Here is a 24,638-nt window from a genome sequence, read left to right on the forward strand (position 1 = left end):
ATGCCGATTTTTACAATACATCGGCAGATCACCCATAGTGCCAGTGAAATGTTTGATCTGGTTTCAGATATTGAGCGTTATCCTGAATTTTTACCAATGTGTGAGTCTTTAATAATACGTTCTCGAAAAGAATATGGAAAAAAAATAGTGCTTCTTGCGGATATGACCGTTGGCTATAAGATTATTCGTGAAACTTTTACGACTCAAGTATTTCTTCAGCCGGAAAAAAGTCTTATAGAAGTTAAATATATTGATGGTCCATTCAAATATCTTGAAAATCGTTGGGCCTTTCATGATATTGAAAATACCAATGCATGTAATGTAGAGTTTTTTATTGATTATGAATTTAAAAGTAAAACGCTTGGATTAGTGATGGGCTCAATGTTTGATATTGCGTTTCGTAAATTTACCGAGGCTTTTGAGAAGCGTGCGCATCAGATTTATGGCTCTACGGTAACATAGTCTATTCTGTTATTTTTTAACAATACGTATTGCTTAAACAGCGTGAAGGTGAAAACCGGTTTCCATCTTTACTATTTGTTTTTAATTCAGCTTTCAAAAGCATATTGAGGGAATATCATTTTAAATGATGAAGATGATGCACAGCTTCATGCTTTTGTTTCTCTCTTTTTTAATAGATGCACACTCGTTAAACAAAACGCCCAAATAGAACATGCTTGCGTCATACCCATTTCATAATAGTGCTCATAATAAATAGTATAGATTCTCGTAAAAGTATATAAAATCTACATCTGTACACTTATGAAGAAGTTCTCCTGTATCATTTATTTGCCATCTCTCAAGATGTTGTACCAGCTCTTAGCACTTGAGAGAGAGGTACAAGTTTTCCTTTCATTAATCATTTTATTTATACAGTTTTTTCTCTTGTGGCGTGTAAGTGAATAAATTTGATTAATTCAACCTACACAGGACTAAAGTGAGATAATTTTACGCTAGTCAGATCGTTCATTTTCAAGTTGTGATACAATAAATTTTTTTCAAGATGTTGACGATTATAGACTCGATGGAGAATAAAGAATTTTGAAATTAGTATGGGGAATTCAGTGAAGCAATTCCAGAATCATTTTAAAAGCATTTTCAACAGTTGCATGGCGGATAGCATTGCGATTAAGATGAGCAAAGTGCATTTCTTTGTGCAGGGGGGAGTGGTTTTTATAAGCTACTGCGCAATGCACAAGTCCTACAGGTTTATCAAGACTTGCACCTCCTGGACCAGCAATTCCTGTTACAGAAACTGCAATGTCAGCTTGTGAATGTTTTAATCCACCCTCAGCCATTGCAAGAGCAACTTCTTTTGAAACGGCACCATAGGTTTTTATAAGTTCAGCACAAACGCCAACAAGGCGTGTTTTAGATTCATTTGAATAAACAACAAATCCACAATCGAGAACATCTGATGATCCTGCTATATTTGTGAGGCATGCAGCAATGAGTCCCCCTGTACAAGACTCTACAGTTGTTAACAGCAAACCTTTTTGGCGAAAGGTATTAAGGACTTCATGTGCTTGTTTTTCACAAAGATATGTCATTGGGGAAGTTCTCCTGAATAAAGAACGCTCGCTGTTGCAAGAGCAGCAATTCCTTCACCACGACCAATAAATCCAAGCCTTTCATTTGTTGTTGCTTTGATAGAGATTCGATCAGGTGTCATTGAAAGTATTGTCATAAGATTTTCTGTCATGGCATGACGATAGGGACCAATTTTAGGATTTTCAGCGATAATTGTGATATCAACATTGGCAATACGTCCACCTGCTTGTTTAATAATATCAAGAGCATGACGGAGAAAAATTTCTGATGATACATTTTTCCATTGAGGATCAGAGGGAGGGAAATGTGTGCCAATATCTCCAGCACCTCGCGTAGCGAGCAGGGCATCTGTTAGCGCATGAAGAGCAACATCCGCATCGGAGTGTCCATTTAATTTTTTATGAAAAGGGATTTTTATACCACATAAAATAAGAAAATCACCATCCTCGAAAGAGTGAACATCATAACCATTGCCGGTGCGGATATCAGGAAACATTTGCATTTTCTTTTGGAGATATAAATGTGCAGTATTAAAATCTTCATGCCATGTAATTTTTATGTTGTTAGGATCCCCAGGAATGGCACGCATAGGAATTCCAAACCATTCGGCAATTGCAGAATCGTCAGTGAATTCTTGTTTGCAAGCTTGTTTTGCTTGTTTATGGGCCGCTAAGATATGTTCAAAGGGAAAACACTGTGGAGTTTGTGCACTATAAAGATGGGTACGGGGAATTGTTTCTAAAATATGCTGATTATTTATACGTTTAAGGGTATCAGAGATGGGCAGAACAGGAAGAACACCTTCTTGAGGCGTGATAGTGTTGTGAATGTTATTAAGAAGCTTGTTTTCGATAAAAGGGCGTGCACCATCATGAATATGCACATATTGGGGGGCAAATTTTTTGAGTGCATGAAGTCCATATAAGGTAGAGATTTGACGTGTACTGCCTCCTTCAACGATAATAAGGCGCTCTTTAAAATCGTCAATAGCTTGTTCACAGATTTGACGATCTTCTGGATGAATAACAAGAATAATTGTTGTGATAGCTGGATGCTGCAAAAAACAATGCACGGTATGATAAATAATTGGCTTTTGTCCTAGAAGCCGATATTGTTTTGGAATTTTATGGGGAGATCCTGCTCTTTCACCCCGTCCAGCGGCTAATATTATTGCTGCAATAGAAATACTTAATCTCCTTGTATTATAATCTTAGTTTGCTTTTTTGTCATTAATTTTAAAATGATTTTGAAAGGATGGTTGTTGTAGATCAGCAAGGGATATCACGGATAATACCTCAAAAAAAGCATTTAATGCTTTTTGAAGTGCGGTATTTAAACCACAAAAATCAAACAAGGGGCAAGTTGGTTCTGCAGTATCGAAGCATTCTGCGAGGGAAAAGTTGTCTTCTGTTACTTTCACAACATCCGCGACTGAAATCTCTGCTGCGGGTTTAGCCAATCTAACTCCACCATTGCGTCCACGCACTGTTTGTATAAAACCTGCTTGAACAAGCAGCTGAAGGATTTTAAATAAAAAAAGCTCTGAAACGGCATATGCTTTAGCGATTTCTGGAACACGACTGAGAGTTCCCTGATTATCTGCACAATACATGAGCATTCTAAGAGCATAATTTGTTTGTTTTGTTAATCGCATCTCATTTCCTTCGTAAAGTATCGTCGAACACAGTCTATTTTAAAGATATTTTGCAAAATGTAGAAGTTTTTTCTCGTTGACTATATTTGCTCTATTTTAAATGTAGTATTAGTATTGTCAATTTTTGCTACAAAAGGTTATATGAGAATAATGGGATAAGGGTATGTAAGCTCATGACGAATATAACATCTGTGACGAATCTTCAAGACATAGATAAAAATACTTATAACGATGAGTTGTATCGTTTAAGTAAGGTATATATTTTTTTAGGGATTACAATTATTGTATTGGCTTTACTTACGGCCTCTGTTTCATTTATTATTCTTATTGGATTAACTCCTGTTGTTCCCAGTAGAACAGTAACCCTTATTCTTATAGGAATTAATAGTTTTTGGGTTTTAGGGCTTATTGTCATCGTTTTTTATGAGATGATACCGATCATTCGTGCTTGGCGTTCAAGGCGTGCAGGATCGCGTCTTCATGTGCGCCTTATTTCATTGTTTGCACTTGTTGCGACAATGCCAGCTGTTGCTGTAGCTCTTGTATCGGGTCCAGCACTAAATTTGGGACTTGATCGATGGTTTGATACAACAACGCGGCAAATTGTGGGCTCTTCTATTGATTTAGCAAATGCTTATGCAGATGAAATGCTTCAAAATTTAAAAAATTTATCCTACGCGATGGCATTTGCACTTGATAACAAAAAACTCTTAGAACGTAATCCAGCTGAATATAGGATGCAATTGACGCGTCATGCTCTAGGACGCAATTTGCGTGGTGCATTTTTGTTAAGTTCTAGCGGAGCTATTTTTGTATCGAGTGCTCTTGGTGATGAAGATAAACTGCCAATTCCTCCTTCCCATCTTATTGAACGTGCAACCAGTGCGAGACCTTTTTCTTTTCAACCAGGCGTTCATGATTATTTTGGTATTATTTTAAAATTTACCAATATTCCAAACACATTTTTATATTTGGTGCGTGACGTTGATAAAGGTGTTTTATCTGCTTTGCGTTTGACAGAAGTTAATACAGATCGTTATCGTGATTTAAATGAAAATCGCCTGCTGACACAGATTGCATTTGGTATGCTTTATTTGTGTCTTTTTTTTAGTTTATTCTTATCAGCCATTTGGGCTGCTATTGCTGTTGCTGATCGCTTAGTACGTCCTATTCGTCTTCTCATTAGTGCTGCCGATGATGTTGCTTCTGGAAATATGGAAATTTTCGTGCCAGTACGAGCAAAAGATGGTGATATTGGGCAATTATCCAAAACTTTTAATTACATGGTCAGTGAATTGAAAAGTCGGCGTAATGAATTGATTGCAGTGCGTGATCAAATTGATGAAAGACGGCGTTTTTCTGAAGCTGTGTTATCGGGTGTAACAGCGGGAGTAGCAGGTATAGATGATAATGGTGATATCACCATTATCAATCGGTCTATTGAAGCGATGTTTGATATTCGCTCAGAGCACGTTGTTGGAAAAAGTCTTTTATCTTTAAGCGCTGAAATTTGGCAGGTTTTTCAGTTTGTGCGTTCATTGGATCGTAAAAACCATCGTGAGCAGGTCACTTTAAACGTTGCAGGAAAAGAGCGTGTCTGTAATGTCCAAGTTACGATGGAGGAGGATGATGGACAAGGGCAATCTTGGGTTCTAACAATTGATGATATTACAGACCTTGTTGCAGCGCAACGTACAGCGGCGTGGGCGGATATTGCGCGGCGTATTGCACACGAAATTAAAAATCCTCTTACACCTATTCAGTTATCCGCTGAACGCATTCGTAAACGTTATAACAAAGCTATTACACAAGATAGAGAGGTCTTTGAGCGGTGTATTGACACAATTATTCGGCAGGTTGGAGATATTGGGCGTATGGTTGATGAGTTTTCCTCTTTTGCACGTATGCCCAAACCAAAAATGCATATTTTAGATATACGAGAATTGTTGCGCGAAGCATGTTTCTTGATAGAAGTGACGCGACATGATATTCATTTTGAGCAAGATTTAGGAACTCTACCACTTATGGGTGCATTTGATAACCGTCTCATTGTACAGGCTTTTTGCAATGTTATCAAAAACGCGAGCGAATCCATAGATTCAGTTATGCGAGAGGAAAATATTCACGGTCATATTCTTATCCGTTCTTATCGTCAGGAAGAATGGGTGGTTGTGGATGTTGTTGATAACGGAAAAGGACTTCCTAAAGAGCAAAGACAAAAGTTATTAGAACCCTATATAACAACGCGGGAAAAAGGAACAGGGCTGGGGTTAGCTATTGTGCGCAAAGTTATTGAAGATCACGGTGGTTTCATGGAGCTTCATGATGCACCGGAGAGTTTTTATGAAGGTCGTGGTGCGATGATCCGTTTGATATTTCCAGCGGATGGGGGTAAGCAGGGTAATATTATACAAGCCATAAATCATAAGATAGGGGAATAGTATGGTATCAGATATCTTGATTGTTGATGATGAAGCAGATATTCGTGAGCTTGTTGCTGGTATTTTAGATGATGAAGGTTATGAAACGCGTGTTGCTTGTAACTCTGATGAAGCATTGGCTCAAATTAGTGAGCGTATTCCAAAGCTCATTTTTTTGGATATTTGGCTACAGGGTAGTCGTCTCGATGGTTTAGCACTGCTTGATGAAATTAAAACACAATATCCGACTCTTCCGGTCGTTATGATCTCTGGTCATGGTAATATTGAGACGGCTGTTTCCGCTATAAAGCGAGGGGCATATGATTTCATTGAAAAACCTTTTAAAGCTGATAGACTTGTATTGGTTGCAGAGAGAACACTTGAAAATTCAAATTTAAAACGTGAGCTTTTAGAATTGCGAAAGCGTTCGAACGAGACATTAGAGTTGCTCGGAAAATCGACAGTTATAAAAAATTTGCGTCAAATCATAGAAAAAGTAGCACCAACCAATAGTCGCATCATGATAACAGGTCCTTCAGGGGCAGGAAAAGAGACTGTTGCACGAACTATTCATGCGCTCTCAACGCGTTCGAATGGGCCATTTGTTACAATAAATGCTGCAACGATTACTCCAGAAAGAATGGAAATAGAGCTGTTTGGCAGCGAAATGGAGGGAAGAGAGCGTAAAATCGGTGCCTTAGAGGAAGCTCATGGCGGTATCTTATATCTTGATGAAATTGCTGACATGCCGCGTGAGACTCAAGGGAAGATTCTTCGAGTTTTAACGGGGCAAACATTTGAGAGAATTGGCGGCACAAAACGTGTTAAGGTGGATGTCCGTATCATTTCTTCGACAGCGCAAAATCTTGAAAACCTCATTTCTGATGGGCGCTTTAGGGAGGATCTTTTTCACCGTCTTTCCGTTGTTCCTATTGTTGTTCCGCCCCTTTCAGCGCGTCGTGAAGATATTCCAGAACTTGTACATCATTTTGTAAAAACAATATCACAGCAGGTTGGGATTAAACCGCGTGCAATCAGTGATGATGTGATTGCTATTTTGCAAACGCACGCTTGGCCGGGTAATGTGCGGCAATTACGTAATAATATTGAGCGTCTTCTTATTCTTGTGCGGGATGGTGATGGTCCTATAACAGCGGACTTTCTTCCCAGTGAAGTAAGTGATTCTTTGCCACGTCTTCAAATGGATTCAGATGAAAGTATAATGGATTTGCCGTTACGTGAAGCTCGAGAATTATTTGAAAAGAGATATTTAGTGGCGCAGATTGGGCGTTTGGGTGGAAATATATCACGTACTGCTGAATTTATAGGCATGGAGCGTTCAGCTTTGCACCGTAAACTTAAAGCGCTTGGAGTTTCTTAAAGCGATGCGTATTATTATTTGTGGAGCAGGACAGGTTGGTTATGGGATAGCAGAGCGTCTTGCTGCTGAAAATCACGATGTTACTGTTATTGATATTGAAACGAGATTAATTGAAAAGATTCGCGATACATTGGATGTGAGAGGTTTTGTTGGTCACGGTTCACGGCCTGAAGTTCTTTTGGCTGCAGATGCAGACAAAGCTGATATGTTGATTGCTGTCACTTTGTTTGATGAAGTTAATATGGTAGCTTGCCAAGTAGCACATTCATTATTTAATGTGCCCACAAAAATTGCTCGTATTCGCTCACAATCTTATTTAGAACCACGTTATAAGACGCTTTTTTCCAGAGAGAATATTCCCATTGATGTGGTTATTTCGCCAGAAGTTGAAGTTGGGGAAATGGTTTTGCGCCGTATTGCTTTACCTGGTGCAATAGATGTTCTTTATTTTTGTAATGATGATATTGTGGCACTAGCTTTGGAATGCATGGAAGATTGTCCAGTTATTAATACACCTTTGCGTCAATTAACAGAGCTTTTTCCAGATCTTCATACGACGGTTACTGCTATTAAACGTGGCGCGGAATTATTGGTTGCACATTCAGAAACGCAATTACGCGTTGGTGATATAACCTATCTTGTTGTTTCTCGTGAACAGATGCGTCGTGCTGTTGGGCTTTTTGGTCATAAAGAACAAGATGCCCACCGCATGATTATTGCAGGGGGTGGTCACATTGGCCTTTATGTTGCACAGGCTATTGAAAAGCGTTTCCATAAATTAAAATTGAAGATTATAGAAGCGCATAGAGAAAGAGCCCTCACAATTGCTGATCAGCTTGAAAAAACAACAGTTTTATACGGTAACGTGTTAGATCCAGTGATTCTTCAAGATGCGGGAATTGATCAGTCCGATTTAATGATTACATTGACCAATCAAGATCAGGTTAATCTCTTAAGCGCTATTATTGCTAAAAGATTGGGCTGCAAAGCCAATATGGTATTGATTAATAATGTTGCCTATCAAGAATTTAGTCGTGCTGTTGGTGTGGATGCATATCTTAATCCCCATAGTGTTACAATATCGAGAATTTTGCAACAAATGCGCCGTGGGCGTATTCGTTCTGTTCATTCAGTTTTTAATGGCCGAGCAGAAATTATTGAAGCTGAAGTGATGCAAACATCTTCATTGGTTGGTAAGTCATTATCAGAGCTCAATTTATCAGATGGTTTGAGAATTGGTGCAATTTATCGCAATAAGACAATAATACAGCTTTCGGCAGATACGCGCATTTTGTCTGGTGATAGAATAGTGATTTTTGCTCTTGCTGATAGGGTTCGTGATGTTGAACAACTCTTTCGCGTAAGTTTAGAATATTTTTGATATATTATCTATGGATATTTGTACTTTTTGGTATAGTGGACAATTAAGATTGGTGGATAGGCTTTGTTTGTCCTCAATGGTTAAAACTGGACAGCGCGTTAAGCTTTTTAGTTATGATAAAAAATAGATAATCTCCCTGCTGGTGTTGAGCTGCATGAAGCCGAATCAATTTTACCACGCTCAGCAATTTATCGCCTTGATCCCGATTTTTCTGATGATAAACTAGGGTGTACAATTGTTCAGTTCTCGGATTTTTTTCGTGTTATGCTGATGAAATATCAACAAGGTGTTTGGTTAGATACAGATGTTTACCTTGTTAAACAATTTCATCCAGATGCGGATAAGGTTTGGTTGGCAAGAAAAATAATACAAGAGTAGGCGTTTCTGCACTTTATTTTCCGCCCAATAACCCTATTATAAAAATATTTGAGGATTATTGGGCTGGCACAGAAATTATTCCTCATTGGTTTGGGTTTAAGCGTCGTGTTTGGAGACCGTTCTGGTTAAAGAGGAAAAAAATGCCGATTTTACCGGGAAATCTTGGCGTTACAATATTTGGCAATGATGGTATTTCACGATTAGCAAAACGATATGGTTTTTTTCATGAAGCAAAGGAAAAGGAAACTTTTTATTATTGGACTGGGCGAAAAACTGAACGTATTTTTGAACCAGCTTTTGGTGTAAAGCCGCTTACAGATTCACGCTTGATAGGCTTTCATATTCACAGAAAGACAAAGACTACGAAAAGACCTCAGGAAGGAAGTTTTTACCATTGGGCGGTATCTCGCATTCTGGATGTTCATCATTTGTTTAGGTAGAGTTATTATTGCTATTTTAACTATTGAGATTTTAATCTATCTTATACAATCTCTTGATTGTAGCTTGCACAAGAGAGTAATGTTAACATATGGATAAAAACATTGAATGTGTAAAGAGCGGTTGTTATATGAACGGAAAGTAAAAATATGAGTGATCCAATGAAAACAGCATTAAGCCTTGTTCCTATGGTTATTGAACAAACCAATCGTGGTGAGCGGGCCTATGATATTTTTTCCCGTCTTTTAAAGGAGCGGATTATTTTTATTAATGGTCCTGTTGAAGATGGTATGGCAATGCTTGTTTGTGCACAATTGCTTTTCTTGGAAGCGGAAAATCCTAAAAAAGAAATTAGTCTTTATATTAATTCTCCAGGTGGAGTCGTAACATCTGGTATGGCTATTTATGATACTATGCAGTTTATTCGCCCTCCTGTTTCTACGCTTTGCATGGGGCAAGCGGCATCTATGGGGTCTTTATTGTTAACGGCTGGAGCAAAAGGTCATCGTTTTACATTGCCAAACGCACGTATTATGGTGCATCAACCATCTGGTGGTTTTCAAGGTCAAGCTTCAGATATTGAGCGACATGCGCAAGATATTATAAAGATGAAACGGCGTTTAAATGAAATTTATGTTCAACATACGAGTCAAGATTATGAGGTTATAGAGAGAACTCTCGATCGCGATCATTTTATGACAGCAGAAGAAGCCAAAGCGTTTGGCTTAGTTGATGATGTTATACAATACCGTGCAGAAACTGAAAAAGAAGAAAAAGATTAAGAATTTTTATAGAAAAAACAGCTACTTTAAATCAAAGAGTTTTATAAAAAATATCGCAAAATAAGAGAAACACCTAAAAGTATTGAGACATGCATGGTTTTCTATATGTCTTTTAGTTTTCATGATGAAAGGCTTCCTTTGAAAAGGCAAAGTGTTCATATATTGTGGTGAAAGGAAAGAAAAATGAGCAAAATTAGCAATAGCGGGAACGAATCAAAAAATACTCTCTATTGCTCGTTCTGCGGCAAGAGTCAGCATGAGGTGCGTAAGCTCATTGCGGGGCCTACTGTATTTATCTGTGATGAATGTGTAGAGCTTTGCATGGATATTATTCGGGAAGAAAATAAGTCTTCTGGGGTTAAGGTGCGTGATGGTGTTCCTACACCACAGGAAATTATAACAGTTCTTGATGACTATGTTATTGGTCAGCAGCATGCAAAGCGTGTTCTTTCTGTTGCTGTTCATAATCATTATAAACGGTTGGCGCATCAGTCTAAAAGCAATGATATTGAGTTGGCTAAATCAAATATTCTTCTTGTTGGTCCAACGGGTTGTGGTAAAACTTATCTTGCACAAACATTAGCACGTATTATTGATGTGCCTTTTACGATGGCGGATGCGACCACTTTGACTGAAGCGGGTTATGTGGGAGAAGATGTTGAAAATATTATTTTGAAGCTTCTTCAAGCAGCAGATTATAATGTTGAACGTGCGCAGCGTGGTATTGTTTATATTGATGAGGTTGATAAGATTTCTCGTAAAGCAGACAATCCTTCTATTACAAGAGATGTTTCGGGGGAAGGAGTTCAGCAAGCATTATTAAAAATTATGGAAGGAACGATTGCTTCTGTTCCTCCTCAAGGTGGACGTAAGCATCCGCAACAAGAGTTTCTTCAGGTTGACACCACAAACATCTTATTCATTTGTGGGGGAGCTTTTGCAGGTTTAGAACGGATTATTTCAGGGCGTGGTGAAAAAACTTCTATTGGTTTTTCTGCGACTGTTAAGGCTCCGGATGAGCGTTGTGTCGGTGAAATTTTTCGTGATTTAGAGCCTGAAGATCTTATTAAATTTGGTTTAATACCAGAATTTATTGGGCGGCTTCCTATAGTCGCTACCTTAGAGGATTTAGATGTTAACGCCCTCATGCAAATTTTATCCCAACCTAAAAATGCGTTAGTAAAGCAATATCAGCGTCTTTTTGAAATGGAGAATGTTGAGTTAGCATTTCATGAAGATGCTTTACGTGTTATTGCAAAGAAAGCAATTGAACGTAAAACTGGTGCTCGTGGTTTACGTTCTATTATGGAGAAGATCCTTCTTGAGACGATGTTTGAGCTACCGGCTCTTGAAGGCGTTCAAAAAGTGGTTATTTCGAGTGATGTCGTTGATGGTAAAGCGCGTCCTCTTTATATTTACTCAGAACGTGCAGAAGATAAAGAAAATGTATCAGCATGACATTGTGCGATGCACAATATAAAAGGTGGTAGTGAACGGTATTTGATAGGTGTTTCTAATAATATCATTATAATGCTTGATTTATGTATGAGTAATTACCACTTCATGTACAGTGAAGAGCTGAGATTTTCTAAAGGTGGGCTAATTGTTGTAGATAGCTCATAGGCTCCAGAAAGGAGAGTTATGCAATATATTGATGAAAAGACAGATGAAGTAAGAGATGGGGTTTATGCTGTTTTACCTCTTCGTGATATTGTTGTCTTCCCCCATATGATTGTTCCACTTTTTGTGGGCCGCGAAAAATCAATTCGTGCTCTTGAAGAAACGATGGCGGTTGATAAGCAAATACTATTGGTGACACAAAAAAATGCTTCTGATGACGATCCAAAATCAGAGGATATTTATCATATTGGTACATTTGCTAATATTCTTCAACTTTTAAAGCTTCCTGATGGTACTGTAAAGGTTTTGGTCGAAGGAACTGCACGTGCAAAAATTAGTCAATTTGCTTTAAGTGAAGGTTATCATCAGGCTTTTGCAACTGTTACAGAAGAACCTAGAGAGAGTGATGTTGAGATTGAAGCTCTTTCAAGGTCAGTGATTGCTTATTTTGAAAACTATGTAAAGCTTAATAAAAAAATCTCTCCTGAAGTTGTGAATGCGATTGGCCAGCTTGATAATCCTTCTAAGCTTGCCGATACGATTGCTTCTCATTTGATGATTAAACTTGCAGAAAAACAGGAAATATTAGAGCTCTTACCTGTGCGGTCCCGTCTTGAACGTGTTTTGTCCTTCATGGAAGGAGAAATTTCTGTTTTGCAGGTTGAAAAACGTATTCGTTCGCATGTTAAACGGCAAATGGAAAAAAACCAACGAGAATATTATCTCAATGAGCAGATGAAGGCTATTCAAAAAGAGTTAGGAGCAGGTGATGATAGCCGAGATGAACTCTCTGAATTAGAAGAACGTATCAAGAATACAAAACTATCCAAGGAAGCACAGGAGAAAGCTGGAGCAGAATTGAGAAAATTACGGAATATGTCTCCTATGTCTGCAGAAGCGACAGTTGTACGTAACTATCTTGATTGGTTATTAGCAATGCCTTGGGGTAAAAAATCTAAGATTAAAAACAATTTAGATTTTGCTGAAAAGGTCATGAATAATGAACATTTTGGTCTTGAAAAAGTTAAGGAGCGAATTATTGAATATTTGGCCGTACAAAGTCGCGCGTCAAAGATAAAAGGTCCCATTATTTGTTTGTTAGGTCCTCCAGGTGTAGGGAAAACATCATTAGCGCGCTCTATTGCAAAGGCAACGGGACGTGAGTATGTTCGTATCTCATTGGGAGGTGTCCGAGATGAAGCAGAAATTCGTGGACATCGCCGAACATATATTGGCTCGATGCCTGGAAAAATTATCCAGTCTATGAAAAAAGCAAAAAAATCTAATCCGCTTTTCTTGCTTGATGAAATTGATAAAATGGGCCAAGATTTTCGTGGCGATCCTTCATCCGCTTTATTAGAAGTTCTTGATCCTGAACAAAATGGTACATTCATTGATCACTATTTGGAAGTTGAATATGATCTTTCTGATGTCATGTTTATCACAACTGCCAATACACTTAATATTCCAGGTCCGTTAATGGATCGTATGGAAATTATTCGTATCGCTGGTTATACTGAATGTGAGAAAATGGAAATTGTTAAACAGCATCTTTTACCAAAGGCACTAAAAGATCACTGTTTATCTAAAAAAGAACTCAGTATTTCTGATGGAGCACTAAGGTCAATTATTCAGTTTTATACACGTGAGGCAGGCGTTCGTAACCTTGAACGTGAACTCATGAAAATTTCCCGCAAATCCGTTACAAAAATTCTCAAAACACATCAAAAATCTGTAAAAGTTACAGAAAGTAATATTCATGATTTCTTGGGTGTTAAACGTTATCATTACAATCAGATTGAAGGAGAAAATCAAATTGGTGTTGTAACAGGTCTTGCGTGGACAGAAGTCGGTGGAGAGTTATTGACCATTGAAGGAGTTATGATGCCCGGCAAAGGGAAGATGACTGTAACTGGAAATTTACGTGATATTATGAAAGAGTCCATTTCAGCGGCAGCATCTTATGTACGTTCTCGTGCTGTTGATTTTGGTATTGAACCTCCACTTTTTGAAAAACGCGATATCCATGTTCATGTTCCAGAGGGTGCGACACCAAAAGATGGCCCATCGGCTGGGATTGCAATGGTGACAGCAATTGTTTCGGTCCTTACAGGAGTAGCTGTGCATAAAGATATTGCAATGACTGGTGAAATTACTTTACGTGGACGCGTTTTACCCATTGGTGGATTAAAAGAAAAACTCTTAGCAGCTCTTCGAGGAGGGATAAAAAAAGTACTTATTCCTGAAGAAAATGCAAAAGATTTGGTTGATATTCCTGATGATGTCAAAAATAATATGGAAATTATTCCGGTAAATCATGTGAGTGAAGTTTTGAAACACGCTTTGGTTCGTTTTCCAGACACTATTGAATGGAAAGAACCCTCTACAGGGGCTGTGCCAATCCGGTCAGAGAGCAGTGATAGTGAAGGAATACAGATTGCGCACTGATTCACTTATATCATTTATAACGGCATTTTTTAGGTGGTAGAAGATGTTGTTGAGGTTATTATTCTGTTTTTTGTTGGAAAAAGTGAAAAATTCCGTGAATAACTGTGATTATTGCTAAAAAAACAATGTTTTGGATAAAAATAAGACTTCTGTTTGCTGTACTTTTCAATAAACTGACCAATAACATGATTAAGTCATGTTCAGGTAATATAGGGAAAGGAAATATTTTATGAATAAAAGTGAATTCGTTAGCTCCGTTGCTGAAAAGGCAGGTGTTTCGAAAGCGCAAGCTGGTGCTGTTGTTGATGCTTTTATGGCTTCTGTAACAGAAGCTTTGGCTTCAGGGGGAGATGTTCGTCTTCCAGGTTTTGGCACTTTTGAAGTTTCTCATCGTGCTGCAACAAAGGGGCGTAATCCTTCAACTGGTGCTGAAATCGATATTCCAGCACGTTCTGTACCCAAATTTTCTGCAGGAAAAAGCCTTAAAGAAGCAGTTAATAAAAAATAATTTAAGCTACATTAAAAAAACCCGATTTATTTATAAGCGGGTTTTTTTTTAACACATGTGTTATGCTTGTTTTTCACATAAAACTTTGAGATCCTTGCGATGCTTTTTATTTTCATGTATTGCTGGAAATATATTGTTTTAGTCTTTTCAATAAAATATTGCACTGTATTAATTGAGCGCGGGTATGGCTTATAAAATGTAATATTAACTTTTATTACGCTGAAGTGTTACGGTATTTATTTCAAAACAAGATCCGTAAATAATATGAAGCGGAAAACTCTGTAAAGTCCATAAAAGTTATTATATATCACCATTTACGCTTAATAAAAGCGCATGTTCGTGCCACCGTGCTATCTATTTTTCTCAGTTCCTATAATGTTGCGCTAGCCCCAGATATCTGAGACGAGTGCATAAGGGATAGTTTTATTCTTTTACTCTTATAAGCCAACCTTTCTTGTGACGCACCAAGAGAATAATTTTTATTGATTTATTAGAGAGTCTGAAATAAAAGAGTCTTATGATATTCAGATTTCGCTTTCAATATTGGGATTTTTCTTGGCATTTGAGAGGGGAGAGATAGCTCCAGCTCTATCCTACAAATATTTTTTCCATATCTTTATTTCACTTGTGATATGCAAGCGCGTATTTTTCCTTCATCATACAAGAGTTAAAATAAGAGAACATCACAAATTTTGAGGGAGGAAGTTAAAAACAGAAAAATTACTCTTATAAAATAATATACATTACGTAATATAAAAACTATTAATAAAGATAGTACAGTATTACTTGTGTATTTTCCATTTATTTATTTTTTTGATTATTCATAATATATTTATATAATTATTTTGTTTTTAGTCATTAAATCATATTAAATTGTTGATAGCGGTAAAGTTTTTTATAGCCAAAAGTTATTTTATAGCATCTACATAATTGAATAAATGATGAAACGTAGGGTAGTATTTATTGATTGGGGGAGACAGTCTTTAAAAGGCTTTAGAATGATTTTTTCACGAGAGTCATAAAGATCTATTCAGTAGGAGAGAGGCGAATCGTGTGTTTTTTATAAACAGGAGCTCTTTGATTCTTTATTTGCTAACCACTGAGTACAATCATTGAGAGCTCTCGCTGTTATGGCTTGTTTTTTTACTAATTTTTTTTCTTTACTTGGTAAGCGTTTTTCTGAATGTTTAATAGAAGCAATAGGCGGAAAGAGTCCGAAATTGATATTCATTGGCTGAAAAGATTGTGTTTCTGCTTTTTCATCTATGATGTGTCCCCCTGTAATATGATTCAAAAGGGCTCCGAATGCTGTAGTTTGTGGGGGTAGGCAAGGGGAAATATGATGATATTCGGCAGCAGCAAAACGTCCAGCAAGAAGCCCTATTGCCGCTGATTCTACATAACCTTCACATCCGGTAATTTGCCCTGCAAAGCGTAGTTGTTTTTTTTGTTTTAAACGAAGGGTTTGATCAAGAATAATTGGCGAGTTGAGGTAGGTATTGCGGTGAAGACCACCAAGACGCGCAAACTCTGCTTTTTCAAGACCTGGAATCATTCTAAAAATACGAATTTGTTCACCATATTTCAGTTTTGTTTGAAAGCCGACCATATTATAAAGCGTTCCAAGTTTATTATCTTGGCGTAATTGAACGACAGCATAGGGTTTAACTGTAGGGTTATGGGCATTAGTTAAGCCCATAGGTTTCATAGGACCATGTCTTAACGTTTCAAGTCCGCGCTCAGCCATAATTTCAATGGGGAGGCATCCATCAAAATAGGGCGTTTTTTCAAAGTCACGAAACTCTGTTTTTTCAGCATTTTTTAACGCTTCAACGAATGTTTCATATTGTTCTTTGTTGAGGGGACAATTAAGATAATCTTTTCCTGTTCCCTCAGGACCAATTTTATCATAGCGAGACTGATACCAACAAATGTTGATATCAATACTGTCGGTATGGATAATAGGCGCAATTGCATCAAAAAAAGAAAGAGCTTTTATACCGGTTATTGCTTGTAATTTTTGAGCAAGTGCAGGCGATGTAAGGGGGCCTGTTGCAATGACAACATGTTTCCAAGCTTTAGGAATTTCTTGAACTTCTTCACGTCTGATTGTTATAAGAGGGTGATTTTCAAGTGCTGTCGTAACGGTTTTTGAAAATCCATCACGGTCAACAGCAAGAGCACTACCTGCGGGAACTTTGTTGGCATCAGCAGCTTTCATAATTAACGATTTTGCTAATCGCATTTCAGCATGCAAAAGCCCTACGGCATTTGTTAATGAATCATCGCAACGAAACGAATTTGAACAAACCAGTTCTGCCAATTTATCGGTTTTATGGGCATCTGATTTTTTTTCGGGTCGCATTTCATGCAAAACAACAGAAATTCCTGACTGAGCGATTTGCCAGCTTGCTTCACACCCCGCAAGACCGCCACCGATGATATGAATTGGGATATCAAATGTCTTTAACATAATTGACTTTTAGCGTAAGCAGTTATGTATGAAAAGCATAGATTTTGTTTTTTTTTAATATATTTGTTTGCTTTTTTTCTGTAATTAATGGTATAGAAACGCCGCTTGTATAAGGTTATTAGCTTGTAAGTTTGAGCGGATGTGGCGAAATTGGTAGACGCACCAGATTTAGGTTCTGGCGGGAGACCGTGGGGGTTCGAGTCCCTCCATCCGCACCAAAGCAATCCCTTAAGTGCTACGGATTTCTACGTGTCTGAAATTCCGCTTCATGGTAAATGTAACACTCGAAGTGTTAGAATGTAATGATTATTAGAGTGGGTTGATCCCTCTCCTTAGAAAAATGAAGGTGTTTAATGCAGGTTACCGAGACGCTTAATGAAGGACTGAAGCGCGAAATTAAGATCGTGGTTCCAGCGAAAGATTTAGAAGAAAAGTTGAATGAACGATTGGATGATACCAAGGGAAAAATCAAGCTTAATGGTTTTCGTCCCGGTAAAGTGCCTAGTGGGCATTTGCGAAAAATGTATGGTAAATCCTTTATGGCTGAGATTCTCAATGAGATACTCAGTGATGCACCCCGTTCTATTTTAGCAGACCGCAATGAACGTACAGCGATGCAGCCAAAAATAGATATAGATGAAGATGAAAAAATTCTAGATGGCAAGGCTGATTTTACTTTTAGTTTAAAGTATGAAGTTTTACCAAAAATTGACATTAAAGATTTTGAACATATTAAGGTTATCCGTGAAATTGCAACTATTCCTGAACAGGATATTGATGATCAAGTCAATCGCGTCCTTTCTTCTACGCGTAATTATTCCCTAAAAGAGGGGAATTCTGAAGAAGGTGATCGTATTACTATAGATTATCAAGGTAAGCTTGAAGGCATTCCATTTGAAGGCGGGGCAGATAGTGATGCACAACTGATTCTTGGGTCAAAACAATTTATTCCTGGTTTTGAAGAGCAATTGGTTGGTGTGAAAGCTGGGGATGTAAAAACGATTTTTGTTAAATTTCCTGATAATTACAGTGCGGCACATTTGGCGGGACGGGAAGCAGAGTTTGACATTACTGTCAAAGCTGTCTTTAAACCAGATGAATTAAAAATTGATGATGAAGCAGCGCAAAAAGTTGGTTTAGAGTCTCTAGATCGCTTACGTGAGGTCGTTCGTGGGCAGATTGAAAGCCAATATGGTTCAGTGACACGTCAAAAAGTTAAGCGTCAAATTCTTGATGCTTTAGATGCTGATTATAATTTTGAGATTCCTGAAGAACTTTTAGAGGTTGAGTTTAACAATATATGGGCTCAGGTTAATGATGATTTGAAAAAGGCTGGGCGCAGTTTTGAAGATGAAGGTATTACAGAAGAAAAGGCACGGGAGGAATATCGTGTCCTTGCGCAGCGTCGTGTTCGTCTTGGTTTGGTGCTTTCTGAAATTGGAATGAAGGTTGGTGTTAAAGTTAGTGAAGATGAGCTAAAAGCAGCCGTTTTTGATCAGGTTCGACAGTATCCTGGACAAGAGAAAGAGATTATGGATTTTTTCCGTAAGACTCCGGAAGCTGTTGAAAATCTACGTGCTCCGATTTTTGAAGAAAAGGTTATTGATCATTTATTAGCACAGATAAAAGTCACAGATAAAGAAGTGACGGTTGAAGAGTTGATGAAAGAATATGACGAATCAGATGTCCCTGAAGAAAAGCCGGCAAAGAAAAAGTCTGCAGTGAAAGAAACGTCTACAGAGAAAAAAACAGCTAAGAAAAAGGCTCCTAAAAAAGCTTAATGTTTATGCAAACAACACAAGCCCGATAAAATCGGGCTTGTGTTGTAAGATTTATATCCTAGGATTGCACTGAGAGAATGGTTTTAGATAAGCCATGAGTGAATTTTAAAAAATTGGTAGTGGATTGGCAATGAGCATCATTGATACGCGTACTCCTGATTCTAAGCGTTTTATTTCTGGAGTTACAGGTGATTGGGAAGTCATCATTGGCATGGAAGTTCATGCGCAAATCATATCAAATTCGAAACTTTTTTCAGGAGCATCAACCAAATTTGGTGCAGAGCCGAACAATCATGTATCACTTATTGATGCAGCCATGCCAGGTATGTTGCCTGTTCTTAATCAAGAATGTGTTCGTCAAGCGGTTCGAATGGGGTTAGGATTAAAGGCGCATATTAATTTAAAATCTGTTTTTGATCGCAAAAACTATTTTTATCCAGATTTACCGCAGGGGTATCAGATTTCTCAATTTCGCTATCCCATTGTAGGAGAGGGAAAGATTATTATATCTGTTGGTCCAGATTCGAATGGACAATTTGAGGATATTGAAGTGGGAATTGAGAGGTTGCATCTTGAACAGGATGCTGGAAAATCGATGCACGATCAACATCCAACAATGTCTTTTGTAGATCTGAATCGTTCTGGTGTTGCTCTTATGGAAATTGTTTCCAAGCCTGATATGCGCTCATCAGATGAAGCCAAAGCCTATATGACAAAATTGCGTACGATTGTTCGTTATTTGGGCACTTGCGATGGCAATATGGATGAAGGTTCTATGCGTGCAGATGTCAATGTATCTGTTCGTCGTCCTGGTGAAGATTTTGGAACGCGCTGTGAAATTAAAAACGTTAATTCTATTCGCTTTATTGGTCAAGCAATTGAATATGAAGCGCGTCGTCAGATTGCAATTTTAGAAGATGGAGGCGTCATAGATCAAGAGACTCGGCTTTTTGATGCCGCTAAAGGTGAAACGCGCTCTATGCGCTCAAAGGAAGAAGCGCATGACTATCGTTATTTTCCTGATCCTGATCTTTTACCGTTAGAATTTGATCAAGCATTTGTGGATGCTTTGGCAGCAGACTTACCAGAGTTGCCTGACGCTATAAAAGCACGTTTTGTTAAGGAAATGGGATTGACAGTGTATGATGCTTCCATTCTTGTGACAGAAAAGGCTATTGCTGATTATTTTGAAGAAGTAGCGCGTGGGCGTGATGGAAAAATAGTTGCCAATTGGGTGATTAACGACCTTTTAGGGGCTTTAAATAAAGATAATCGTGAGATTGAAGAGTCACCAGTATCGCCAAATCAATTGGGAAGCATTATTGATCTTATAAAAGAAGGAGTTATTTCTGGAAAAATTGCCAAAGATCTTTTTGAGATTATTTGGAATGAGGGGGGAGATGCACGCCAAATTGTAGAAGAACGAAATATGAAGCAGGTAACGGATACAAAGGCTATTGAAAGAGCTGTTGATGAGATCGTTGCCAATAATTCTGATAAAGTTGCGCAAGCAAAGCACAAACCTGCTTTAGCTGGTTGGTTTGTTGGACAGGTAATGAAAGCAACAGGTGGTAAGGCAAATCCCCAAGCTGTTAATGAATTGGTTAAGATGAAACTTGGCATAGATTAAATTTTATGGGGTGGAGAAGAAGCCATACATATGATATCTTCTTGAAATTAAAGGATAGCACGTTAACCTATCAATTGGAATTGTAGTTGAATTTACTAGTAACTTTTTCGCTAATTTCAATCGTTAATAATTTTATTCCAACGATTAATTTCATGAACGCACTAAATGAATGGAATAGCAGATGGCTCGTTTTTTTAAGCAAATCTTCACATGGTGGAATGGCAATACCATTGGTACGCGTTTTTTCACATGGCGCAAAGGTAAGCGGATAGGGGAAGATCAATTTGGAAATATATATTATGAAGGAGGACTTCATAAGGATGGTTATCCGCACCGTTGGGTTATCTATAAAGACTATTCTGAGGCCTCTACTATTCCACCAGGTTGGCACGGCTGGATTCATCATCGCTGTGAGTGTCCACCAACACAAGAGGATTATCATCCTTATGAATGGGAAAAGCCTCATGTTGCAAATATGACAGGAACAAGTGAGAGCTATCGACCAAAGGGGGCTATCACCTCCAATGGAGAGCGTTCTTGTGTGCATGAAGATTATGATGCGTGGTCACCTAAAAAATAACATGTTTTAATGTGCGTGTGTATTTTTGTCTTATTTGACTCTATGTTATGAAAAGAATTATTTTTTAAGGTGCGATTGATTTTGATATGATGAGATTTTTTTTATTGTTAGGGGTGAGGCATTTTATATATATTTTTTTTATGGGAATTTTAGTGTTTTTATCCTTAAATAATGGGGTGCGGGCTGAGCGTATTAGCAATGGAATTGCTGTTTTTGCAGGTCTTGACAAAATCACGGGACGGACCACACGTTTTGAAGTTACTCTTGGTAAAATTTATCAGTACGGCGCATTACAGGTAACACCACGTGCGTGTTATACGAGCTCTAAAGATGAACCCACGCGTACAACTGGTTTTATTGAAGTCAATGAAGTAACATTAGATAAAAAAATACGGCGTATTTTTACAGGATGGATGTTTGCAGATAGTCCTGGTTTGAACGCTGTTGAGCATCCTATTTATGATGTGTGGTTAAAGGATTGCAAACAGAATTCTCAAGATCGTCCTCTTCAATAATTAGTGTGTTATCTATTTATAATTCATTGGTTTATAATGGTCCTTTATCATTTTGCAACTTAATAGGAAGGTTCAAATTCCTATGATTGCCTCATTTAAATTTTTTATATTGAATTAATCCGGACTATTCTCTTGCACGTTACAAGTGGCGGATGTATCAATAAGACTGTCTAAGAAAGGAATAAAAAATTCTGTCATGAACTGTTTAAATTCAAAGATGCATCATTAGAATCAACATATTTTTTCAGTGTTTCATAAGAGACAGTTCTTGAATTATATCTGTTAAAGGTTGAAATGAAAGGCTTGTTTATATTTGTTAAAGAGATGAACTGACGCTTTTGCATGTATGAAGGAAACAGACTATCAAGTAAGTAATTCATCATGAAACACCAATTAGTATATCTAGAGAACGCTGTATTGGTATTTTTTCTCATAGAGATGTCGTTTTTCGTTCAAAGCGTAGAAGTAATGCAGGACATATTAATGGAAAAATTGAGATTTAAGATTCTTTAAAGTTTATCAATCGAAGTATAGCTTGGTTAAAAAATGCAATAATCAATATATTTCTAGTAAGAAAATAATGTTTATATATTTTTATTATACACCACCTCATAAGTGAGTTTGTCTATTCGTAAGTTCTTGTATATTGCATGGTAACTTCACATTTAAGTAAGCAGGATACCACTAAGTTTGTAAATCATATTCTTGATATCCATGCTTTTTAAAATCTTTTGTATAAAATACACGTGTTTTCATGTAGAGCTATTGAAAATTTAAAAAAGGGCTTCGAAGAGGCGTTGAGAAGATTCTGCATCACTGGGAATGGTATATTTATTTTGTATAAAGAATAACCCATTTTCTAAAAAATACGAGATTTCATACAATGAAAGTTTCTAGTCACCAACATAATGATGTTTCCCGATTGCCGAAACAACCTAAAGAACCCTTATTGAATGTTCCATTTATTATAGTTGTTTTGATAGCATTTTGTTTTTGTCTTTATTGCATTTCTCAGTATTTTTTTTCTCATCAGGTTTATGTTGAAAGCCTTGAGTTTTTTTCATTTATACCAGCATTGTTTAAGAGGGATCCTGTAGCATTTTGTTATACCATGGTGAGTTATTCATTTATGCATAGTAGTTTTAAACATGTTGCTCTTAATATGGTTTGGCTTTTGGTTTTCGGCTCTCCTTTAGCAAGGCATTTTGGTGTTTTACGTTTTTTAATTTTTTGGGTGTTAACGGCAGTTATTTCTGTTTTGACTTATTTTACATTTCATCAAGAAAGTACCATATCACTTATTGGGGCGTCAGGTGCCGTATCTGGAATGATGGGGGCTATTGCACGTTACGGTTTTCCTAGTGGTAATCTAGCTGTCAATGTGCAGAACGAAAAACTTTTGGGATCTTTATTATCTGTCAAAAAAGCTCTGTGTTCTAAGGGGGTTCTTGTTTATATGAGTGTATGGCTGACGACTGATTTGATCATAGGTATTTCTTCTATTTTGTTTGAAGAAAATGGCATCTCAATAGCATGGGAAGCTCATATTGGCGGGTTTTTTGCGGGTTTTTTGTTGGTTGGTTTTTTTGATGTTTCACAAAAAATTAAAAACTAGAATCTAAGATATTGATGTGCCACATAAAGAGCTATTGTTGCTGCATTTGAAACATTTAATGATTTAATATTTCCAGGCATGTCAAGGCGTGTTAAAGCGCAAACGGTTTCGCGTGTTTTTTTACGTAAACCTTTACCTTCTGCTCCTAAAACAAGAGCAATTTTATTCCCTGTTAATGCTGTTTCTAGAGGTTGGTCACCTTCTGAATCGAGACCAAAGCTTGTAAAACCTTTTTGATGAAGTTCTTGAAGAGCTTCAGCAAGGTTTCGTACGGTAATATAATGAATCATTTCCAGAGCTCCAGATGCCGCTTTCGCAAGAACACCGCTTTCGTGGGGAGAGTGACGGCAAGTTGTAATAAGTGCTTTAGCTTTCAATGCAACTGCAGAGCGCATAATAGCACCAACATTATGTGGATCGGTAATTTGATCCATGACAATGACCAGATCAGTATTGGTTAGTTCCGACAGTTTGCATGGTTTGAGGGGGAGAGTTTCCAAAACAATACCTTGATGAACAGCCTCATTTCCAACAAGCGAATCAAGATATTTGGGGGTGCATAATGTAACAGAGCAAGGATAATCTGATTCGGATATATTTAATCGTTTTAAGGCATTTTGTGTAACGTAAAGACATTTTAAAATTCTTTTTGGGTTTTCTAAAGCAGCCTGAACAGAATGAATGCCATAAAGATGGATGATCTCTTGCTGTAAAGAAGCAGCTTTCTTCTTTGGGTGTGTAAAAGATCGAGAAGGAGAGCCTTTTGTATCGCGATATCGGCGACGCAAACGAGCATAATGAGAATTTTGTGATGTTTTTTCTTTCATAGCTTCTTTATAACGTGTTAATAAGAAAAATAGAGAGAAAAAATCTATAATTTAAAATTATGAGCAGGAAATTTGTACAGAATTGTATTTATTCTGTTGACAGATACAATAGTAATCGTCATAACCACTTCGCAATCAGATTGAATTGAATGGGTATTCAAGATGGTTGTCGTGATGTCTCATTGCGCGACTTTATCGGTGTAATGGAGGGGTGCCCGAGTGGTTAAAGGGGGCGGACTGTAAATCCGTTGCGTATGCTACGTTGGTTCGAATCCAACCCCCTCCACCATTCATCGAAGGAGAGTTAGTACGTGGGTCATGCGGGTATAGCTCAATGGTAGAGCAGCAGCCTTCCAAGCTGAATATGCGGGTTCGATTCCCGCTACCCGCTCCAAATGGTTGTTGATGATTGGGCAAATAGGTATGATGGAGGATATTCCATTTATAGATTTGGTGGGATTTTCCGTCTAAGAGTTGTGGTGATTGGGCTGTTTACAGTCTGGTCAGACTTAGGTTTTGCAGAACTGTCCCTAGGTGCTAATAAAAATTAGGGAATAAAACAAGAGATTAATAGCAATGGCGAAGAGCAAGTTTGAACGAACAAAACCGCATGTTAATATTGGTACGATTGGTCACGTTGATCATGGGAAGACCTC

At 37.7% G+C, this 24,638-nt stretch carries 18 protein-coding genes, 3 tRNA genes and 2 pseudogenes; 18 read left to right on the forward strand and 5 right to left on the reverse strand.

Annotated features, from left to right (window positions below):
• Positions 1-462: a type II toxin-antitoxin system RatA family toxin gene (locus ACFIL7_RS07365; protein WP_375683475.1), complete on the forward strand. Its 462-nt coding sequence runs from the start codon at positions 1-3 to the stop codon at positions 460-462.
• Positions 463-1,061: 599 nt separating this feature from the next.
• On the opposite strand, the gene ACFIL7_RS07370 is transcribed toward ACFIL7_RS07365, so the two are convergent.
• The 3 genes from ACFIL7_RS07370 to rirA are packed head-to-tail and all read right to left on the reverse strand — an operon-like array spanning position 1,062 to position 3,205.
• The gene (locus tag ACFIL7_RS07370) at positions 1,062-1,550 is read right to left on the reverse strand and encodes a CinA family protein (protein ID WP_375628982.1); all 489 of its coding nucleotides are present in this window, start codon (positions 1,548-1,550) and stop codon (positions 1,062-1,064) included.
• The gene (locus tag ACFIL7_RS07375; RefSeq protein WP_375634298.1) at positions 1,547-2,737 is read right to left on the reverse strand and encodes a bifunctional 2-C-methyl-D-erythritol 4-phosphate cytidylyltransferase/2-C-methyl-D-erythritol 2,4-cyclodiphosphate synthase; all 1,191 of its coding nucleotides are present in this window, start codon (positions 2,735-2,737) and stop codon (positions 1,547-1,549) included. The genes ACFIL7_RS07370 and ACFIL7_RS07375 overlap by 4 nt, the downstream gene beginning before the upstream one ends.
• 24 nt (positions 2,738-2,761) lie before the next feature.
• Entirely contained in the window at positions 2,762-3,205 is a 444-nt protein-coding gene (gene rirA / locus ACFIL7_RS07380; RefSeq protein WP_375611276.1) for an iron-responsive transcriptional regulator RirA, read from the reverse strand.
• A gap of 173 nt (positions 3,206-3,378) precedes the next feature.
• Here rirA and ACFIL7_RS07385 point away from each other — a divergent pair, with 173 nt between their 5' ends.
• The 8 genes and pseudogenes from ACFIL7_RS07385 to ACFIL7_RS07420 all read left to right on the forward strand — a co-directional run bounded on the left by ACFIL7_RS07385 (position 3,379) and on the right by ACFIL7_RS07420 (position 14,561).
• Positions 3,379-5,646, forward strand: a complete 2,268-nt coding sequence (locus ACFIL7_RS07385; protein WP_375631782.1) for an ATP-binding protein — start codon at positions 3,379-3,381, stop codon at positions 5,644-5,646.
• Position 5,647: 1 nt separating this feature from the next.
• Entirely contained in the window at positions 5,648-7,006 is a 1,359-nt protein-coding gene (locus tag ACFIL7_RS07390) for a sigma-54-dependent transcriptional regulator (protein WP_375654893.1), read from the forward strand.
• Between the two features lie 4 nt (positions 7,007-7,010).
• Positions 7,011-8,387 carry a Trk system potassium transporter TrkA gene (gene trkA, locus ACFIL7_RS07395; protein WP_375611279.1) on the forward strand — a complete coding sequence of 459 codons (1,377 nt, stop codon included), beginning with the start codon at positions 7,011-7,013 and terminating at the stop codon, positions 8,385-8,387.
• A 10-nt stretch (positions 8,388-8,397) separates the two neighbouring features.
• A pseudogene (locus tag ACFIL7_RS07400) lies at positions 8,398-9,205 on the forward strand (hypothetical protein).
• Between the two features lie 147 nt (positions 9,206-9,352).
• Positions 9,353-9,985: an ATP-dependent Clp endopeptidase proteolytic subunit ClpP gene (gene clpP / locus ACFIL7_RS07405; protein ID WP_375611281.1), complete on the forward strand. Its 633-nt coding sequence runs from the start codon at positions 9,353-9,355 to the stop codon at positions 9,983-9,985.
• Positions 9,986-10,168: 183 nt separating this feature from the next.
• Positions 10,169-11,443 (forward strand): ATP-dependent Clp protease ATP-binding subunit ClpX, encoded by a 1,275-nt coding sequence (gene clpX / locus ACFIL7_RS07410; RefSeq protein WP_273723371.1) that lies wholly within the window; start codon positions 10,169-10,171, stop codon positions 11,441-11,443.
• 183 nt (positions 11,444-11,626) lie between these two features.
• Positions 11,627-14,053 carry an endopeptidase La gene (lon, locus tag ACFIL7_RS07415; protein ID WP_375617701.1) on the forward strand — a complete coding sequence of 809 codons (2,427 nt, stop codon included), beginning with the start codon at positions 11,627-11,629 and terminating at the stop codon, positions 14,051-14,053.
• Between the two features lie 229 nt (positions 14,054-14,282).
• The gene (locus ACFIL7_RS07420; RefSeq protein ID WP_375611283.1) at positions 14,283-14,561 is read left to right on the forward strand and encodes an HU family DNA-binding protein; all 279 of its coding nucleotides are present in this window, start codon (positions 14,283-14,285) and stop codon (positions 14,559-14,561) included.
• Positions 14,562-15,621: 1,060 nt separating this feature from the next.
• On the opposite strand, the gene trmFO is transcribed toward ACFIL7_RS07420, so the two are convergent.
• A complete protein-coding gene (trmFO, locus tag ACFIL7_RS07425; protein WP_375683476.1) occupies positions 15,622-17,034 on the reverse strand; it encodes a methylenetetrahydrofolate--tRNA-(uracil(54)-C(5))-methyltransferase (FADH(2)-oxidizing) TrmFO in 1,413 nt (470 codons plus the stop codon).
• A gap of 135 nt (positions 17,035-17,169) precedes the next feature.
• On the opposite strand from trmFO, the gene ACFIL7_RS07430 reads away from it, so the two are divergent.
• From ACFIL7_RS07430 to ACFIL7_RS07455, 6 genes are all read left to right on the forward strand, one after another.
• Positions 17,170-17,252 (forward strand) — tRNA-Leu (locus tag ACFIL7_RS07430).
• A 135-nt stretch (positions 17,253-17,387) separates the two neighbouring features.
• Entirely contained in the window at positions 17,388-18,815 is a 1,428-nt protein-coding gene (gene tig / locus ACFIL7_RS07435) for a trigger factor (protein ID WP_375683477.1), read from the forward strand.
• Between the two features lie 130 nt (positions 18,816-18,945).
• Positions 18,946-20,445: an Asp-tRNA(Asn)/Glu-tRNA(Gln) amidotransferase subunit GatB gene (gatB, locus tag ACFIL7_RS07440; protein WP_375633066.1), complete on the forward strand. Its 1,500-nt coding sequence runs from the start codon at positions 18,946-18,948 to the stop codon at positions 20,443-20,445.
• A gap of 181 nt (positions 20,446-20,626) precedes the next feature.
• Positions 20,627-21,025 carry an NADH:ubiquinone oxidoreductase subunit NDUFA12 gene (locus ACFIL7_RS07445; RefSeq protein WP_375633064.1) on the forward strand — a complete coding sequence of 133 codons (399 nt, stop codon included), beginning with the start codon at positions 20,627-20,629 and terminating at the stop codon, positions 21,023-21,025.
• An 89-nt stretch (positions 21,026-21,114) separates the two neighbouring features.
• A complete protein-coding gene (locus tag ACFIL7_RS07450; RefSeq protein WP_375633117.1) occupies positions 21,115-21,540 on the forward strand; it encodes a DUF2155 domain-containing protein in 426 nt (141 codons plus the stop codon).
• An 883-nt stretch (positions 21,541-22,423) separates the two neighbouring features.
• A complete protein-coding gene (locus tag ACFIL7_RS07455) occupies positions 22,424-23,155 on the forward strand; it encodes a rhomboid family intramembrane serine protease (RefSeq protein ID WP_375633062.1) in 732 nt (243 codons plus the stop codon).
• Here the strand turns inward: ACFIL7_RS07455 and ACFIL7_RS07460 are convergent.
• Positions 23,152-23,982 carry a TrmH family RNA methyltransferase gene (locus ACFIL7_RS07460; protein WP_375634065.1) on the reverse strand — a complete coding sequence of 277 codons (831 nt, stop codon included), beginning with the start codon at positions 23,980-23,982 and terminating at the stop codon, positions 23,152-23,154. The genes ACFIL7_RS07455 and ACFIL7_RS07460 overlap by 4 nt on opposite strands.
• A gap of 205 nt (positions 23,983-24,187) precedes the next feature.
• Between ACFIL7_RS07460 and ACFIL7_RS07465 the strand changes: the two genes are divergently transcribed.
• The 3 genes and pseudogenes from ACFIL7_RS07465 to ACFIL7_RS07475 all read left to right on the forward strand — a co-directional run.
• A tRNA-Tyr gene (locus tag ACFIL7_RS07465) sits at positions 24,188-24,271 on the forward strand.
• Between the two features lie 31 nt (positions 24,272-24,302).
• Positions 24,303-24,376: transfer RNA gene (locus ACFIL7_RS07470), tRNA-Gly, on the forward strand.
• Positions 24,377-24,558: 182 nt separating this feature from the next.
• Positions 24,559-24,638, forward strand: a pseudogene (locus ACFIL7_RS07475) (elongation factor Tu); the annotation flags it as partial.

It is taken from the genome of Bartonella sp. AP3QHHD, assembly GCF_042195765.1.
Lineage (GTDB): Bacteria > Pseudomonadota > Alphaproteobacteria > Rhizobiales > Rhizobiaceae > Bartonella.

Excerpts from the sequence above, each read along its gene's own strand:
- ACFIL7_RS07365 (WP_375683475.1), top strand. The coding sequence starts at position 1 with ATGCCGATTTTTACAATACATCGGCAGATCACCCATAGTGCCAGTGAA.
- ACFIL7_RS07370 (WP_375628982.1), bottom strand. The coding sequence starts at position 1,550 with ATGACATATCTTTGTGAAAAACAAGCACATGAAGTCCTTAATACCTTT.
- rirA (WP_375611276.1), bottom strand. The coding sequence starts at position 3,205 with ATGCGATTAACAAAACAAACAAATTATGCTCTTAGAATGCTCATGTAT.
- ACFIL7_RS07385 (WP_375631782.1), top strand. The coding sequence starts at position 3,379 with ATGACGAATATAACATCTGTGACGAATCTTCAAGACATAGATAAAAAT.
- ACFIL7_RS07390 (WP_375654893.1), top strand. The coding sequence starts at position 5,648 with ATGGTATCAGATATCTTGATTGTTGATGATGAAGCAGATATTCGTGAG.
- trkA (WP_375611279.1), top strand. The coding sequence starts at position 7,011 with ATGCGTATTATTATTTGTGGAGCAGGACAGGTTGGTTATGGGATAGCA.
- clpP (WP_375611281.1), top strand. The coding sequence starts at position 9,353 with ATGAGTGATCCAATGAAAACAGCATTAAGCCTTGTTCCTATGGTTATT.
- clpX (WP_273723371.1), top strand. The coding sequence starts at position 10,169 with ATGAGCAAAATTAGCAATAGCGGGAACGAATCAAAAAATACTCTCTAT.
- lon (WP_375617701.1), top strand. The coding sequence starts at position 11,627 with ATGCAATATATTGATGAAAAGACAGATGAAGTAAGAGATGGGGTTTAT.
- ACFIL7_RS07420 (WP_375611283.1), top strand. The coding sequence starts at position 14,283 with ATGAATAAAAGTGAATTCGTTAGCTCCGTTGCTGAAAAGGCAGGTGTT.
- trmFO (WP_375683476.1), bottom strand. The coding sequence starts at position 17,034 with ATGTTAAAGACATTTGATATCCCAATTCATATCATCGGTGGCGGTCTT.
- tig (WP_375683477.1), top strand. The coding sequence starts at position 17,388 with ATGCAGGTTACCGAGACGCTTAATGAAGGACTGAAGCGCGAAATTAAG.
- gatB (WP_375633066.1), top strand. The coding sequence starts at position 18,946 with ATGAGCATCATTGATACGCGTACTCCTGATTCTAAGCGTTTTATTTCT.
- ACFIL7_RS07445 (WP_375633064.1), top strand. The coding sequence starts at position 20,627 with ATGGCTCGTTTTTTTAAGCAAATCTTCACATGGTGGAATGGCAATACC.
- ACFIL7_RS07450 (WP_375633117.1), top strand. The coding sequence starts at position 21,115 with ATGAGATTTTTTTTATTGTTAGGGGTGAGGCATTTTATATATATTTTT.
- ACFIL7_RS07455 (WP_375633062.1), top strand. The coding sequence starts at position 22,424 with ATGAAAGTTTCTAGTCACCAACATAATGATGTTTCCCGATTGCCGAAA.
- ACFIL7_RS07460 (WP_375634065.1), bottom strand. The coding sequence starts at position 23,982 with ATGAAAGAAAAAACATCACAAAATTCTCATTATGCTCGTTTGCGTCGC.